The sequence below is a fragment of the Pseudoalteromonas sp. SA25 genome, from assembly GCF_011378705.1.
GTDB lineage: Bacteria > Pseudomonadota > Gammaproteobacteria > Enterobacterales > Alteromonadaceae > Pseudoalteromonas > Pseudoalteromonas arctica.
In genome coordinates this window covers 200666-214773 of the sequence record NZ_WTKV01000006.1, presented here as the reverse complement: position 1 = coordinate 214773, position 14108 = coordinate 200666, and the positions used below count along the sequence as shown (strand labels likewise).

The 14108-nt window shown below is 37.3% G+C and carries 15 protein-coding genes; 2 read left to right on the top strand and 13 right to left on the bottom strand.

Annotation, left to right across the window (positions count from 1 at the left end):
- Positions 1-100 precede the first annotated feature (100 nt).
- The 6 genes from GQR45_RS07285 to GQR45_RS07260 form a co-directional block, all read right to left on the bottom strand.
- Positions 101-1444, bottom strand: coding sequence for a zonular occludens toxin domain-containing protein (locus GQR45_RS07285; protein WP_165725551.1), 1344 nt, complete (start codon positions 1442-1444; stop codon positions 101-103).
- Positions 1441-1752 carry a DUF2523 family protein gene (locus tag GQR45_RS07280; protein WP_165725550.1) on the bottom strand — a complete coding sequence of 104 codons (312 nt, stop codon included), beginning with the start codon at positions 1750-1752 and terminating at the stop codon, positions 1441-1443. Before GQR45_RS07280 ends, GQR45_RS07285 begins: the two co-directional genes overlap by 4 nt.
- 1 nt (position 1753) lies before the next feature.
- A complete protein-coding gene (locus GQR45_RS07275; RefSeq protein ID WP_165725549.1) occupies positions 1754-3229 on the bottom strand; it encodes a hypothetical protein in 1476 nt (491 codons plus the stop codon).
- 85 nt (positions 3230-3314) lie between these two features.
- Complete coding sequence (locus GQR45_RS07270) at positions 3315-3530, bottom strand: hypothetical protein (RefSeq protein ID WP_165725548.1); 216 nt, start codon at positions 3528-3530, stop codon at positions 3315-3317.
- Between the two features lie 219 nt (positions 3531-3749).
- Positions 3750-4037, bottom strand: coding sequence for a single-stranded DNA-binding protein (locus tag GQR45_RS07265; protein WP_165725547.1), 288 nt, complete (start codon positions 4035-4037; stop codon positions 3750-3752).
- Positions 4038-4058: 21 nt separating this feature from the next.
- On the bottom strand, positions 4059-5324 hold the full coding sequence (locus GQR45_RS07260) for a phage/plasmid replication protein, II/X family (RefSeq protein ID WP_165725546.1): 1266 nt from the start codon (positions 5322-5324) through the stop codon (positions 4059-4061).
- A gap of 126 nt (positions 5325-5450) precedes the next feature.
- On the opposite strand from GQR45_RS07260, the gene GQR45_RS07255 reads away from it, so the two are divergent.
- A complete protein-coding gene (locus GQR45_RS07255; RefSeq protein WP_165725545.1) occupies positions 5451-5636 on the top strand; it encodes a hypothetical protein in 186 nt (61 codons plus the stop codon).
- 218 nt (positions 5637-5854) lie between these two features.
- On the opposite strand, the gene GQR45_RS07250 is transcribed toward GQR45_RS07255, so the two are convergent.
- The 7 genes from GQR45_RS07250 to GQR45_RS07220 form a co-directional block, all read right to left on the bottom strand.
- Positions 5855-6067, bottom strand: coding sequence for a hypothetical protein (locus tag GQR45_RS07250; RefSeq protein WP_165725544.1), 213 nt, complete (start codon positions 6065-6067; stop codon positions 5855-5857).
- Between the two features lie 310 nt (positions 6068-6377).
- The gene (locus GQR45_RS07245) at positions 6378-7106 is read right to left on the bottom strand and encodes a hypothetical protein (protein WP_165725543.1); all 729 of its coding nucleotides are present in this window, start codon (positions 7104-7106) and stop codon (positions 6378-6380) included.
- A gap of 22 nt (positions 7107-7128) precedes the next feature.
- Entirely contained in the window at positions 7129-8190 is a 1062-nt protein-coding gene (locus tag GQR45_RS07240) for a patatin-like phospholipase family protein (RefSeq protein ID WP_165725542.1), read from the bottom strand.
- A 128-nt stretch (positions 8191-8318) separates the two neighbouring features.
- Entirely contained in the window at positions 8319-9725 is a 1407-nt protein-coding gene (locus GQR45_RS07235; RefSeq protein ID WP_010552913.1) for an alanine/glycine:cation symporter family protein, read from the bottom strand.
- Between the two features lie 419 nt (positions 9726-10144).
- Entirely contained in the window at positions 10145-11158 is a 1014-nt protein-coding gene (locus GQR45_RS07230) for a patatin family protein (RefSeq protein WP_165725541.1), read from the bottom strand.
- Positions 11159-11440: 282 nt separating this feature from the next.
- Entirely contained in the window at positions 11441-12430 is a 990-nt protein-coding gene (locus GQR45_RS07225) for an LLM class flavin-dependent oxidoreductase (protein WP_010552915.1), read from the bottom strand.
- Between the two features lie 141 nt (positions 12431-12571).
- Positions 12572-13315 (bottom strand): siderophore-interacting protein, encoded by a 744-nt coding sequence (locus tag GQR45_RS07220; protein ID WP_165725540.1) that lies wholly within the window; start codon positions 13313-13315, stop codon positions 12572-12574.
- A 294-nt stretch (positions 13316-13609) separates the two neighbouring features.
- Between GQR45_RS07220 and GQR45_RS07215 the strand changes: the two genes are divergently transcribed.
- Positions 13610-14029 carry a MarR family transcriptional regulator gene (locus tag GQR45_RS07215; protein ID WP_007583213.1) on the top strand — a complete coding sequence of 140 codons (420 nt, stop codon included), beginning with the start codon at positions 13610-13612 and terminating at the stop codon, positions 14027-14029.
- Positions 14030-14108 lie beyond the last annotated feature (79 nt).

Below are 14108 nucleotides of genomic sequence, written 5' to 3'. Positions count from 1 at the left end.
AATTTATGGGTTGTTAGTGGTGGACTAAATTAATGTTAAAAGCCCAGCACAGAGAGTGAGGGGCTCGGGGCTCGCCCTTCTCTCTCTCTGTTGGCTGGGGCTAGAATTGATGTAAATATATTTTTGTGTCTTTAAATCTCAATATAGGTAAATTTTCATTTAGGTAGATGTAATAACCTAGCTTTTCTAAGTAATTTGAACTTAGCAAGATTGTTTCAGGTTCTTGTATATCCTCAGAACGTGTTTGCTCTTCGCCTTCACTTGTAAGAAAAGAAGATTCTTTTTGCTTGTCTAGCTGCTGGCCTGTAACACAATTAATAAAATGCTCTACAGATACAACCCCATTTTTCTTTTTAATTTCATAACCACCATACTCATAATCTATACACATCTCGTTTAATGGATGTGTAAATTTTTTTGGCTTATAAACCAAATCTTCAATTTGTTTTATCTGCGTAGGTGAAACTGCTGTTTCAATAACTTCTAATTTTTTTTCTGTCCCTTGGGGACTTTCATCCCCAACAATGCCAAGACTAAGTAAAAGCGTATAAAAAAGATAAATAGCCAATGGTATAGCAAACAATACTAAATACAGTTTTGGCGGCAACTTGAATTTAGCTGTATGGTCATCTGCTGACCAATACACACCATAGAAGTTGGAATCTCGTTTTATGGTAGTGGTAGAGCATTTTTCTAAATCACCTTGGTAGTCTGTACTGAACTGTTTATCTCTTTGAAATCTTGTTATTACAGCGCCACCCATCGGCCTAAAATAATGTACGTGCATACCCGTACATTTTTGGATTACATTATCTAAGAATGTGTAATGTTGTGTTACTAAGTGTATATCTACCCCGCTATGCCTGTGCTTTTGAAACTGCGTGTAATAAAACGGGCGTTTAGCACTATTGGCCATTGGGGGGAAATAATCTTGGCACTCATCAAATAAAGCTATAGAACCATTTGGTAATTCAGGCCACCGTGTTGGATCATCTGTATGCGTCCAGTGATAGTTTAATAAACGGATAGATTCAACCGTTGGATTTTCAGATTCTTCTAAGAATACATCAAGAGCTTTTAAGTTTGATTTTGGGTAACACTTACGACACCAATTAACAAAAAGATTTATAACATCAGTTTCAGAAAAACGGCCATAGTTAGGAGCTAGCCAAGGAACATCTGCTATTTCTATCATTCGCGCCTGTGCATGTACTTCTTTAATTATTTTTGTATACCTTTGCGCCTTTGGGGTTCCTTGTATGGTTGGATAATAAGAACCATAAAAGAAACCTTGAAAACTGTTACAAAAATCTAAATCAAGAAGGAAAGCTTTTATATTATTATAAAACTTTTGCTTTTGTGTAACTGCTGGGTCATTACAAATTTCTTTAAGTGAATTTAAAGTTTTTCCCGCGCCAGGAACTCCCGTTCTTAAATAAATCATGGTGCAGACCTCACACCTAATTTAGTTACTGAACCAGCACTTGTTAAACCTCTAATAGTTAAAGCGGCAGCGTAAGAACCAAGCATAATGCCTACCGCTACATCTGTTTTTGCGTATTTTAGAACGGCTATTATTTCAACTGGTAACCCAGCTGCATTAGATGCAATTAGCTGATAAACATAGTCAATTCCAAAAGAGCCTAGTTCGTAGGTGACATAACCAAAACCTAACCCTACTAGAACTTTTGAAACAAGTGTAGGTAATAAAGCAGCTAAAGCCGCAAAGAAAGCTTGTATTAAATAGGGCATGTTAGACCGCTCCTGTTATGATTTTTGCGCTATGTAAAAGTGCAGTTATGACCATTAAACCCGAAATAGCTTGGAAAAGGACTATCCAAAATTCAAAGCTTAAACACATTGTGTTGCCAGTGGTAAGAGTTATACATTTCTCTTGTGGGAGTTCGGCATTCGGTAACCAGTCATCATATTTGTCTGCATATTGGTCTAAATTAATTTGTTCAACTTGTAGTTCTGAATCTGGAATAGGTACACAATCATCTGCTGAACCTTCGCAATCATCACCACCAGAACCAGTGCCACCAGAACCAGTGCCACCACCCCCACCGCCTGTAATTTCTATCCCTCTAATAGCATCAATAATCCCGTCTAATTTCTGGATTTTTATAGTGTCATTTCTAGCGCTCTCTTGCTGAGCCAAGTAAACAGTTGTATCTAAATTTTCAACTGAGTTTTTGATAACATTCGTATTATTGGTAATGGCATCAATTAATTTATTATGGAGCAAATTATCATTATCTATAGCATCTTGATTATTATTCTCAGAGGAGGTTTGAAGATTACGAAGTAAACAAGCAGTATCATCTACAGCACAATCCTCTAAAGGCTTTTTAGGGGTTGGAGTATCATCAGTTTTGCTTTCACCATTATCAACATCAGTACCTTCTCCTTCTGGTTGGTCTGCTGGGGTATCGCAGGTCATAACAGAAACGCCACTTTCATCAGTTGTAGTTTTACAACCGCCCTCATTACCTTCGTCAGCTAATTTTTTATTATCATATGGTTTATCGCCACAAGAAACACCTTGGGAAGTTCCAGATGCGTAACCCTGAGAAGTGATATTTGAAGAGGGTACGCTATAAGCACAACCATCATTGCAATACATACCACCGCCAGAAAAAGGAACACCGCCAGTCGCAGGACTAGAAGATAAATTTTCGCCAGAACCAGCAGGAGGGCATTCTTTAGGAACACATTCAGTACCGCCAATTTGAGCAGAAACAGCTTTAGAGTGATAACCCGCAGGGCAGTCTTTCGGCTGGGCTTCACGCAAACAAAGGTGAGAGCCTGAAATTTCGATAGGGCCGACTGGATAACTATCTGGGCAAGAGTAAACAGTTCCGTCTGCTGTAGTAAATTGTCGTGTAAAAGCACGTTCGTTTCTATTACATGGAGAACCTGAACAGTTAGAATAAGTTTCATATTTTATATAATAAGAATGATACCTACCCGAAACATTCACACGTTCAATTAATACATTGACCTCTAATAGACCAGCTGAAAAAGCATCATAATCAAAATAATTATCAAAACCTGCTTTTGGAGAAGGCCAACTTGTACCGTATGTTCCATCAATATAAAGTGTCCCTTCCTGTGAATCTGCTGTTATATATTCATAGCCATTATAAGGACTGTTTTCATCATCAATAACAACAGCAGAAACAAAAAAAGCGCTCATTAGCGCCAATATATATATTAGTAATCGCATCGGAGCGCCTTGTTTTAATCATCGAAAAGTATATAAAGTGCTAAGAGTCCAGAGACAATTAGCACTGTGTCTAATGTGATGAACATTAACCGAACAGCATACCTTTTAACCATTTCCAACCGATAGCAACAAAACCAGCAGTTAAGAAAACAGCACCAATAATATTAGCGTTATCGGTAAAGAATGTTTGGAAGCCTGTTGTTGCAGCAGTAACACCTGCATCAGCTTCAGCATGAGCACCGCCAGCAACAGCGGCAAGAGAAACTAGAACGCCTGTTTTTAAAGCAGTTAATTTTTTCATGGTTATATTCCTTAAGTTAAAAAACCATTTTTCTTAATTTCTTCCACCCATAACAGGTAAGAAGGACAACGATGATTGACGGGAGCACTTCGTTTTGAAATGTCTCGTAATCTAGCGGAATCGGTAGAGGTTGGTGTACAACTTCCAATTCCACTGGACACTGTTTTTCAACAGGTTCAACGGGACAAATTACGATATATTCGTAATTAGCAGCCATTGTTAACCCGCTTTTTTACTTAATGGAGTTAGACGAATATTGTAACGGTCTAACTCAAGTTGGTCGTATTGGTTAATCTTGAAACTTGATGGTGCAAGTTCATATTCACCTACTGGATATGCTGCATTATGGTCATCATGCGAAATCTTAAACATAACGGGGAAAATGCCCCCCATATCAGCATAAACTTTTTGTTCATACACTGTGCGTGAAGGTCTATCGCCTTTAGCTGGGAAAGTGCGTGGCTCAGGTATGTGTGCATTATTTGTATCTAATACTCGTACTAGCATGATAAATCCTTAATATAAAAGTTAAGAAACAAGTCTTAAACCTGTTTGTAATTGTTCAGAAAGTCGGGTCGGTTCTACCCAGTTCAAAGGGTGTTGACGTGAAAAATCAACGTTAACAAATCTAATTAGAGGGACAACGTTTGACGCTGTAGCCTGTAAATTTTGTAGGTAAGCTTTAGGAACAACTTTTGTTAGCTCTTCAACAGTGCGGTAAAAAGTAGCCTTAGGAGTCGTTGCTTTAACTTCCTCGTAGCCCTCATGTTTAATCATTCTAAAGGTGCGAAAGAGGCGATCAGCTTTAGCAAAACTAAAACCTTTTTTTGTCTCAGTTTTAAAATGCTGTCTCAAATTAGTTTGTATCTCTTCGTCTGAAAAAGTACGCATGGTTGCACCTTCGAATGTTTTAAAAATGTCTGACCAAGATTTATTCCATAATTCCTGTATTAAGCAGCCTTCAAATTTTTCGCTGTATTCTTCAAATGACCAAATGTTAGTAGGTATACCAAGACGATTTAACATTCTTGGCATTACACTAGCTTCAAGTCTTAATGCGTTAGTAGCGAATTCTTGTACTTCTGGCGCTGTCATAGCGTTTAATTGATTTAAGTAAACTTGGTCTTTTGTCTTGTCGTATTTAGCTTGTGCCTTTGCGGTTTGGTCTTGTAACTCAAACTGTTTCAAATAAGCTTTTAATCTTTTATGGCGTGAGCCTTTACCAAAATATGCAGTAGTATCAAATGCACTTTTAGCGCCCTTTGTTTGGCCGTTTGATATGTTGCGTAATGCATGAATTACGTTTCGACTATCTGATTCGGTATCCAAATGGGCGGTAAAAGTACAATCTATCTGAGCTAATTCAGCGTTATTAAATTCCAAAATATCCGCCATATCTGGCATTGCATAGCAAAATGCTGTTAGCAAAGAATCAATGCACAACATTACATTACACGTACCAAATACGTTATGACCTTGGAGTAACTTAGCCGGACTAGCTTTTAATTCGATGAACGGGTAATAATTTTGACCACCTGAATAAACTTTAAAACTCAAAGTAGACCAAGAGCTGGGAAGTGCCTCAAATGGATGACGTAAAGCGGAAACCTCAGCAATACAAATATTTTCTGCATCAAGACGATAATCATTAGCAGTAAAAGTAACATCGCCAGCTTCCATTCTACATCCTCTTTTTTGACACTCGCGCAAATCTATAAGCCCGCTAGTTCCATCAGGAGATATAGCAACTATAGATTCAACAAATGGTATCTTTATTCTTAAGAGGTCTATCATTACATGTAAACACGAAATAAATAATTTGGCTAAGTATAGGCTCAATATTTATTACATGTAAACATATTTCATAATTATTTTTTAAATGTTGTATAGTTGCATGAATATTTATTGAGAAATTTAAAAATGAAAAAGCGCAAAGACACCACTATAGCTATTAATGGAGAGCGAAAAGAGTCATTGCAGGACGCAGCAGTAGAAATAACAATAGCAACGAGAGAGACAATTAAAACATCAACAATTGTTCAACATTTGATTGATAACTATCTAAGTGACGCTGTAAAAGATCTGAAAAACAAAAGGAAGGATTAACCTTAATAGTCTCAAAATGGGACAAGAGTCCACTATTAAAGTATGTGGACTCTCAACCTGTACCAATACGGAAACATGATTTTTTATTTCAATTTTCGGAGGGGTTTATCAGAGGGGCGATTTTAATTTGGTGATATTGATTTAGCCAGTGCAGCCAAAACAATATCAATATAATTTAGATGGGTTGGGTTTCCGCTTCGCTATCGGCTGTCGCCAAGTTAAGACGAACGATTTTTAATATTGTGAATAAAAATAGAATTATTTTCATCAATCAGAGACTCCAAATTGCCATTTGAGCGAACAAGATTAATGAGCAATTCCTCTCTTGAGTCTATTCTAACAGCCTTTTTTTCATCAAAAACGGTTTTTGGTCTACCAGCGCCGACACGTTTACCACCTCTTTTTGATTTTTCCTTAACTGTAGTTTTCATAAAAACACCTTTGATTAACGTTACATTATTCTTAAAGTATACACACTTTGAATAAAGTTACAACAATCAAAGAAAATACCACCCATAAATCCCATTATGTTACGGGCTAGAACCGCTACGCTTAAAAGGGCTTTTGTTCTAGTTCGTGTGGAGCTGCGCCATTTTCCACACGAAAAACCACAAGCGCCCCGCCTTTTAGATATTTTGGCGGGGCGCTGTCTAAACATAACGCGGCTTAAATTTATAGGTTGTTATATACTAGCCTTTCTCTGGCTAAAACAAATTCATTAACTTCATTATTAAAATTAGTTCATAGATAAATAGTACTGCTATCTATCTTAAAATCGACTAGTTTAAAATTTTCAGCTTTTCTAATGCAGAGGCTCTTATCTTTTAGTGAGATACTGAATACTTTGTTATCAATTACTTCGATGTACTTATACTTTTCATTTTTAGTTGAGGTACAAATACCCTTTTCAAAAACGACATACTTCCCAGATGCTCTATCATTCAATATTTCATCCGACTTTAAAGTACCTCCAAAGAAAAAAACTGTTGGTAGAAATACCGCTGTAAACAACCCTATATGAGGTAAGGTTTTTATATTCGTCTTTCTAAGATTCAACATTACAACAATATAAACTAGACATGATATAAACGGATATATTCCTTTCAACTTTTCATAGCCGCTTGCTGTAGTACCTTGTTTAATCATGATGAATATTATTAATGATGTATTTATAATAAAAATTATAGCTACAATAGAGTTTATTACTCTTTGTATTTTATTAGGGCCTTTTTCTAATCTTGTATTTTCCGTAATTGAATTACTACCTGCCGCTGTGCCTAAAAACAAAAGAAATATAAATACTGCAGGTAGCGCTGGGTATACGGTATTTTTTGCTATTTCAGTCAGTGTTATATAGGATAAAATATTTATATCAAATTTGAGCCAAAATCCCCATTGATATGAGATTGAACAGAATATTACATAAAAATATAAAATGGCTGTGATTGTTATTTTATTTTTTTCGATCATTACACGATAACTCTTCAATTTATTATTTCCTATTATCGCAATAGTCTATATCTAGAACATTTTCTCTTACAGTTAATTTTTTATCAAACGCCTCGGCTAACTTTTCAGTTTCACTAAACACGGTGTTCCAATATTTAATACGCGTATCTGCATCAAGATCGGTAAAGTCGTTTCTGTCTGGGATTTTTCCGTACGGTAAGCTTGCTACAAATTCTTTTGATGGAGTAATCATTACCACGTTGTCGTAATTAAGTGGTGACACTTTACGTTTTAAATTTTTATCGAACCACCCTGATTTTGGCTCGCTATTAAAATGCGGATATAAAATAAGTCCTGGATTATTAATTTTTAAATCAAAGTGGTAGTCAATTATTCCGCCGTCGCGATATATTCCTTGCGGCGAGCCTGCAATATTTTTTATGCCTTGCATAACAAGTGGTATTGAACCCGATGCAAGTAATGCATCTTTTAAATTATTTTGAGTAAGCGCTATGTTTTGCGTTTTAAAATTGTAGCTGTCGGTAATTGATAAGTCACTTGTTGCTGGGCCAAATATAAAACGCTCATATTGCGAGCCTAATAATTTTCGGTTAACGCGGTTTAACATATAACTTTTTGATAAACCCATTAACTGTATTAATTTATTTTCGCTGGCAATAAAGCCATTCGATTTTGCTACTATAAAGTGCGCTTTAAATGTTGGGTTATTTATAATTTCGGTTACGCCGTTATCGCCAAAAACATCTTCAAGTAATGCGCGCGCTTTTATTGTTATTTCACTAGGTGTTGGTTTATTACTTGAATATCGAGTTTGCGAATACGATTTTGCTAAGCGCTCAATCGCAGCAACAGGATCGTTTTGTGCAAAACACGCAGAGCGAAAAGCGCCAGCAGATGATCCAATTAAATTAAGTGGTTGGGTACGGTTTTTAAAAAATTCACCAAAAATATATTTATCTAAGCCAAATAATGTAAACCATTTAGGACCGCCACTTGCACCTAAAAAAGAGGTGAAAAGTTCAGGTTTAAAGCCCTGTTCGTTAATAATTTTAGCCGCTGTTTTCCCTGCGTGAATCTCGATCATCTAAAAAATTGTGCCTTTTATTTTGGTTGCTTTAGTTATTTTCATAACACTGAGAGTGAATATTTATGCAAAATAAAAAGCGGCTTTATGTTGCCATAAAACCGCTTTTTATAGTTAAGTATGCTGAGTTAGTCCCAAATGCCGTCTTCGCATTTACCCTGTACTTTTACATCTTTTACTTTAAATTCGGGCTCTAAACCTTTGTCTCTTTGTGCGTGGTAATCACTGGTAACAGACAAAATAGTCGGCGTTAACAGTATAATAGCGATAACGTTAACCACTGTCATTAACCCTAAGGCAATATCGGCTAAATCCCAGACTTCTTTTAAGGTCGCCGATGCGCCCCACAACATCATTGATAAATAAAGCAAAGTGTAAATGCCGCGCCCTACTTTGTTGTCGAGCTTAAATAAGTGCAAGTTGCTCTCTGCATAGGCGTAGTTTGCCACCACCGATGTAAAAGCAAATAAGGTAATAGCGGCTGCTACAAAATAAACACCACCTTGTGCTAAATGAGCGGTCATCGCGCTTTGTGTTAAACGAATGCCTTCCATTTCGCCGCTTATGTCTATATCGGCCAATAAAATGATCACAGCGGTACAGCTACACAGTACTATTGTATCGAAAAATACGCCTAGCATTTGTATGTAACCTTGCGTTACTGGGTGATTAGGAATTGGGCTGGCACTTGCTGATGCATGCGGAACACTACCTGCACCGGCCTCATTAGAATATAAACCACGTTGAATACCGTTTTTAATGGCAGCGCCCATTGCACCCGCTCCGGCTTCTTGTAAACCAAACGCCGATAAAAATATATCTTTAAGCATGGCGGGTACTTGCGTGAAATTTATAATCGTAATAATAACGGCGGCAAGTACAAACACAATGCCCATTATTGGCACAACACGTTCTGCAAATCGGGCAATTGCCTTAAAGCCACCGAGTATAATTGAGCCTGCTAGTACGGTAATAACCAGGCCTGAATAAAATGTAGGAACTTCAAACGCGTAATTAAGTGCGTCGGTAATTGTGTTAGTTTGCATTGCGCTAAACGTAAAGCCGTAACCTAAAAATAAACATGCGGCAAACACAATTGCGAATGCTCGGCTACCCAAACCTTGCTGAATATAATACGCAGGACCCCCTCTAAACTCGCCGCTACTATCGCGCACTTTATATACTTGCCCAAGTACGCTTTCGGCAAAGCCTGTAGCCATACCCAATATGGCTATTACCCACATCCAAAATATAGCGCCGCTTCCACCAAGTGAAATTGCCACTGCCACACCGGCTAAATTACCGGTACCTACCCGTGCACAAAGCCCTGTACACAACGCTTGGAATGAGGAAATGTCGTCTTTTTTACATTTGCTACTGCCTTTTAAAAGGCTAAACATATGTTTAAATTTAAGTATTTGAATTGCTTTTAGTCGTACCGAAAACCATATACCTGTAAACAAAAGTATATAAATAAGTACCTGACCTTCTCCCCATAAAAGATTGTTTACACTTTTGACGACGGTATCGAACATTACTAATCCCTTTTTATTTTATACTTTTACTTTATGTTAGCACCGACTTTAAACTCTGCATGTAGCGCTACTCAACTTTAAAACTCCAGCAGCTCATTATGCGTTAAACATAATAGTGTTTAAGTTTGGCTTTACCCGATAGTGAAGTGTGTATTGGTGTTTAATAATCTGTAAGCAAGCACATTCAACATTGAATTTTATTTCTATAAATATGAATAATAAATCACACCTACACTTTATATTGATTAGTTAAAAAATCAATAATATCTTTTTAAGATTCAGTATTTTATTTTGCGCATAGGTGCGGGATGCAATAGTTTTTATTTTGATGCAGTAAGGTTTATATGAGGCGTAATGAGGATTAAGAATGGCAAAAAAATAGCGCATAAAGTTATGCGCTTTTTTGTAATTATATTTAATTAGTTATAGCTGTATTGTGTAGGTGCACTGTAATGGTTGTTGCTGTTAATCTGTAAATTTTGCATTGCTAAGTATGAGCGACCGGCATCTAAGCCTAATTTATGATCAAAACGTAAATCGTTATTTGAACTACCTAATAATTTGCTATGCAGTTTTTCGTCTGCAAAAATTTGTATTATTTCTACATCACTTGGTGGGTTTGCAATAAACTCAAGCTCATCTAAATACGCTTTCTCATGCTGTATTAAGTAGTCCAATGTTTTTGGACAATAGCCTGATGCTATAGCAAATGATCTTAGCTTTTGTACCCATGCAGATTGCGCTTGAAAATTAGCGTCAACCGTTCTTATTACAACAATTTTACGAGCGCCTCGGTTGTAAGCTTCACGCACTGGTAATGGAGCGGCTAAACCGCCGTCTAGATAAAAATCGCTCTGTACTTGCTCTTCAGCAAGGTGTATTTCGTTAGCTGCTTTTGCGTTTAACCAAGGTGTTAATTTTACACCTTGTTTGTATAAAAACGGGAGTGCGCTAGAAGCCTTTAACAAATCACGCCATTGGCCACTCTCACCCGTAGGTGATAGGTAATATGCTTTTCTGTCTCGTGCATTAGTGGCTGTTATAAGTAGCTCACGCGCGCCTAAACTCGTTTTAGCTGTTTTAAAATCTATGGCTCTTTTTACCTCAGTAGTTTTGTCAAAGTACCAATCTAAATCAACTATGTGTTTACCCACTAATCCGCGACCAAGCTGAAAAAAACGTTTGTTACGCGAAAGCCCTCTAATTAGGCGTTTTGCATAGCCTTTTTGACGCGCTAAGTAACTAGTTAAGTTTTGCGAACCTGCAGAGGTGCCAATGAATAAATCGAATGGGTCATATTCTTGCTCTAACCACGCATCAAGTACGCCAGCTGTAAAGATCCCTCGCTGCCCGCCACCTTCAGCAATCAGTGCAACTTTTGGTTGCGCTGTTTTGTTAACTGAATTAGCTGTTGCGCTATTTAGAGACTTCACGGTGAACCTACCTTTATTTAATGATGTTTGGTTTAATACATACATTATAAAAAATAAAAGTGATATCTTAAAATTGATTGTTTAAATCAGTTCGATTGAAAAAACAGAACGGTATGTAAAGCAAAATATATACTAAAAATAGCAATCAAATTTACTTTGAATATTTAAATAACAAATACAGACATCACTTAAAGTTAATAAAATGAGTTAAAAAAGTTTAACTTTTGATGATGTCTGTATGTTAACAAGCCCAGAGTGTACGCTTGCTTAACTAACTATATTTTAGTGTTTTATTTCCATTAAAATTTCGAGTGCACGGTGGCGTTTTTCACTATCGAATACATCATTGGTAAATATAAACTCATCAACTTCTAGTTGTTTCGCTATCATCTCTAACTTGTGTTTAATACTTACATGTCCGCCTACTACGCTTAGACTTAAAAAGTTCTCTACATGAGCGCGTTCTTGTTCGCTCCACAACCCATCCATGCTTTCAACAGGTGGTTTTAGCCACAGCTCGTTACCACGTATGAGTTCGAGCACACGTTGCTTAGAAGTAGTCGACAGGTATTGCGCTTCATCGTCGGTGTCTGCTGCCACTAAAGGCAGTGCAAGCATGACGTATGGCTTATCAAGTACGCTTGATGCCTTAAATTCGCGCTTATACAACGCTATTGCATCGTGCACAAAGCGCGGTGCAAAATGTCCTGCAAATACATACGGTAGCCCTTTTTGCGCCGCTAGCTGCGCGCTAAATAAACTCGAGCCTAATAACCAAATAGGAACGTTTGTGTTCTCCCCCGGTATAGCACGTATAGGATGCGTACCGTTATATGGGCCAAGTAAAGTTTGCAGTTCAGTTACTTCACCTGGGAAGTTTTCTGCGCGGCTCATATCGTTGTTTAGTGCACGACTCGTTACTTGGTCACTGCCGGGGGCACGCCCTAGTCCTAAATCTATTCGCCCTGGATATAAGCTCTCTAACGTACCAAATTGTTCAGCAACAACTAATGGGGAGTGGTTTGGCAGCATAATACCGCCCGATCCAACGCGTATCTTTTTGGTATTACCTGCAATGTGTCCAACCAAAATAGAAGTGGCAGCACAAATTATTCCTGGCATATTATGATGCTCAGCAAGCCAAAAACGGTTAAAGCCAAGTTCATCTGCACGTTGGGCGTATTTAGTACTTTTATGAAGAGTGTTAGTAACGCTGTCCCCTTTGATCATGGGGGCAAGTTCTAATAACGAAAAAGGAATGGAATTTAACAAAATAGCAGCTCCTAAAAATGCATGCTAATAATGGATTACATCATTAGCATAAAACACTTAAATGGGTCTGCTATTAGGTCAATTCAAGTTACGCAGAGGTATTAAAGCAAAATAGGTATATGTTATTTTGCTCTAAGGTATTCAGGCAAGCTGTGCATCACGTTGGCGCTGCTTTTTATAGCCTTCTGAGTCTACGCCTTTTTTCCAATAACCTGAGGAAACAATATTACTGCGCGGTATATTAAATTGCTCTGTTAGCAGTGTTTTTGCCCTACGTACAAGCCCAGCTTCCAATGCCATAAATACAATGGGAGGCTCTGCTGTAATGTGCAAATTTTGAAGCGCGCTAAGTAGCGCTTCGTCAGCGTTGTCGGTAACAAGCCAATTAACATCGCGGCTTGTTTCTAAATCAATAATGTCTTTTTCGGTGGGTACATGTACAAAAGCATCAATTTTTGAAGTTAAAGGTAATTGCTGCGCATACCCTTTTATTGCATTTACCGATGTTAAATCGCCTAGTAATACATAATGCGAATGCTCATAATTATCTAGCTTTTTAGGGCCTGGTCCTGCAATACCTAGCTCGTCGCCTACTTTTGCAATTTTAGCCCAGTCAGTTGCAGGGCCTTGGTGCATATTTATAACAAAATCAAGCGTTAGCGCCCCTGTTTGTGCATCTACATGCCTTATTGTATATGACCGTATACAGGCTTTTTTTAAGTTAAAATCTACTTCACCATTTTTTGGGAACAGTACTTTTACATAGTTACCAATGTACTGTGAGGTTAAGTCTTTAAAATCATCAGAGCCTACAACAATACGCTGTAGGTGGGGTGTGATTTGCTGTGTACTTAATACGTTGGCTTTGCGAACTTGTTTACTCATGTATTACCTCGTTTTACAAAACTTAGACTTTAATACCACCTGCATAAATCTTTGATCAATTTAACGAATTAAATTGCACTATAACGTTGTTAAAAATTTTTATTTAGAACAACTAGATACAAAAATTTTAGCCTAGTTCTAGCGTAATTTTCTTAACGTTAAATAGACCCCATATATAAGCAGATTGGTATAATAATTGGCTGCTATAAAAAGCAGGTATTGCACAACGCCCCATTGGTTGATAAAATCAACTATAGCAAATTAATTGACTTTGTCAACTATATTGAGAATTCTATGAATACACCTTTATCAAATACGCTGTTTGAACTAATGCAAAATTACCGTGTCACAATTCGTGAAGCAATTAACGCAGGCGAACTTGGTATTAATGCTATGCACGTACGCTGCATACATATTATCGCGAACGTAAATAACTGTACGGCTAACGATATAGTTACTAAAACACAGCGCGACAAAGCGCAAATAGCACGTTTAATTAAAGATCTTATTGGCTTAAATTTAATTAATAAACAGGCGAGTGAGCACGATAAACGCTGCTTTATTTTGTCGCTCACAGAGCAAGGTAAAGTTCTTTTTGATAAGTTATTAGCCTCAGAGCAGAAAATAAATAATCAAATGTGTAAAAACTTAAACCCTCAGCAAATCAAAGACTTTTTAGATACCGCACAACAAATGATCAAAAACATGGATTGATCAGCCATACATTCTTGGCATAACTTACACAAAACGCATATACTGTACACTTATACAGTATATGCGTTTTAGGTTGTGT

Coding starts and splice junctions, on each gene's coding strand:
- GQR45_RS07285 (WP_165725551.1), bottom strand. CDS start 1,444: ATGATTTATTTAAGAACGGGAGTTCCTGGCGCGGGAAAAACTTTAAAT.
- GQR45_RS07280 (WP_165725550.1), bottom strand. CDS start 1,752: ATGCCCTATTTAATACAAGCTTTCTTTGCGGCTTTAGCTGCTTTATTA.
- GQR45_RS07275 (WP_165725549.1), bottom strand. CDS start 3,229: ATGCGATTACTAATATATATATTGGCGCTAATGAGCGCTTTTTTTGTT.
- GQR45_RS07270 (WP_165725548.1), bottom strand. CDS start 3,530: ATGAAAAAATTAACTGCTTTAAAAACAGGCGTTCTAGTTTCTCTTGCC.
- GQR45_RS07265 (WP_165725547.1), bottom strand. CDS start 4,037: ATGCTAGTACGAGTATTAGATACAAATAATGCACACATACCTGAGCCA.
- GQR45_RS07260 (WP_165725546.1), bottom strand. CDS start 5,324: ATGATAGACCTCTTAAGAATAAAGATACCATTTGTTGAATCTATAGTT.
- GQR45_RS07255 (WP_165725545.1), top strand. CDS start 5,451: ATGAAAAAGCGCAAAGACACCACTATAGCTATTAATGGAGAGCGAAAA.
- GQR45_RS07250 (WP_165725544.1), bottom strand. CDS start 6,067: ATGAAAACTACAGTTAAGGAAAAATCAAAAAGAGGTGGTAAACGTGTC.
- GQR45_RS07245 (WP_165725543.1), bottom strand. CDS start 7,106: ATGATCGAAAAAAATAAAATAACAATCACAGCCATTTTATATTTTTAT.
- GQR45_RS07240 (WP_165725542.1), bottom strand. CDS start 8,190: ATGATCGAGATTCACGCAGGGAAAACAGCGGCTAAAATTATTAACGAA.
- GQR45_RS07235 (WP_010552913.1), bottom strand. CDS start 9,725: ATGTTCGATACCGTCGTCAAAAGTGTAAACAATCTTTTATGGGGAGAA.
- GQR45_RS07220 (WP_165725540.1), bottom strand. CDS start 13,315: ATGAGTAAACAAGTTCGCAAAGCCAACGTATTAAGTACACAGCAAATC.
- GQR45_RS07215 (WP_007583213.1), top strand. CDS start 13,610: ATGAATACACCTTTATCAAATACGCTGTTTGAACTAATGCAAAATTAC.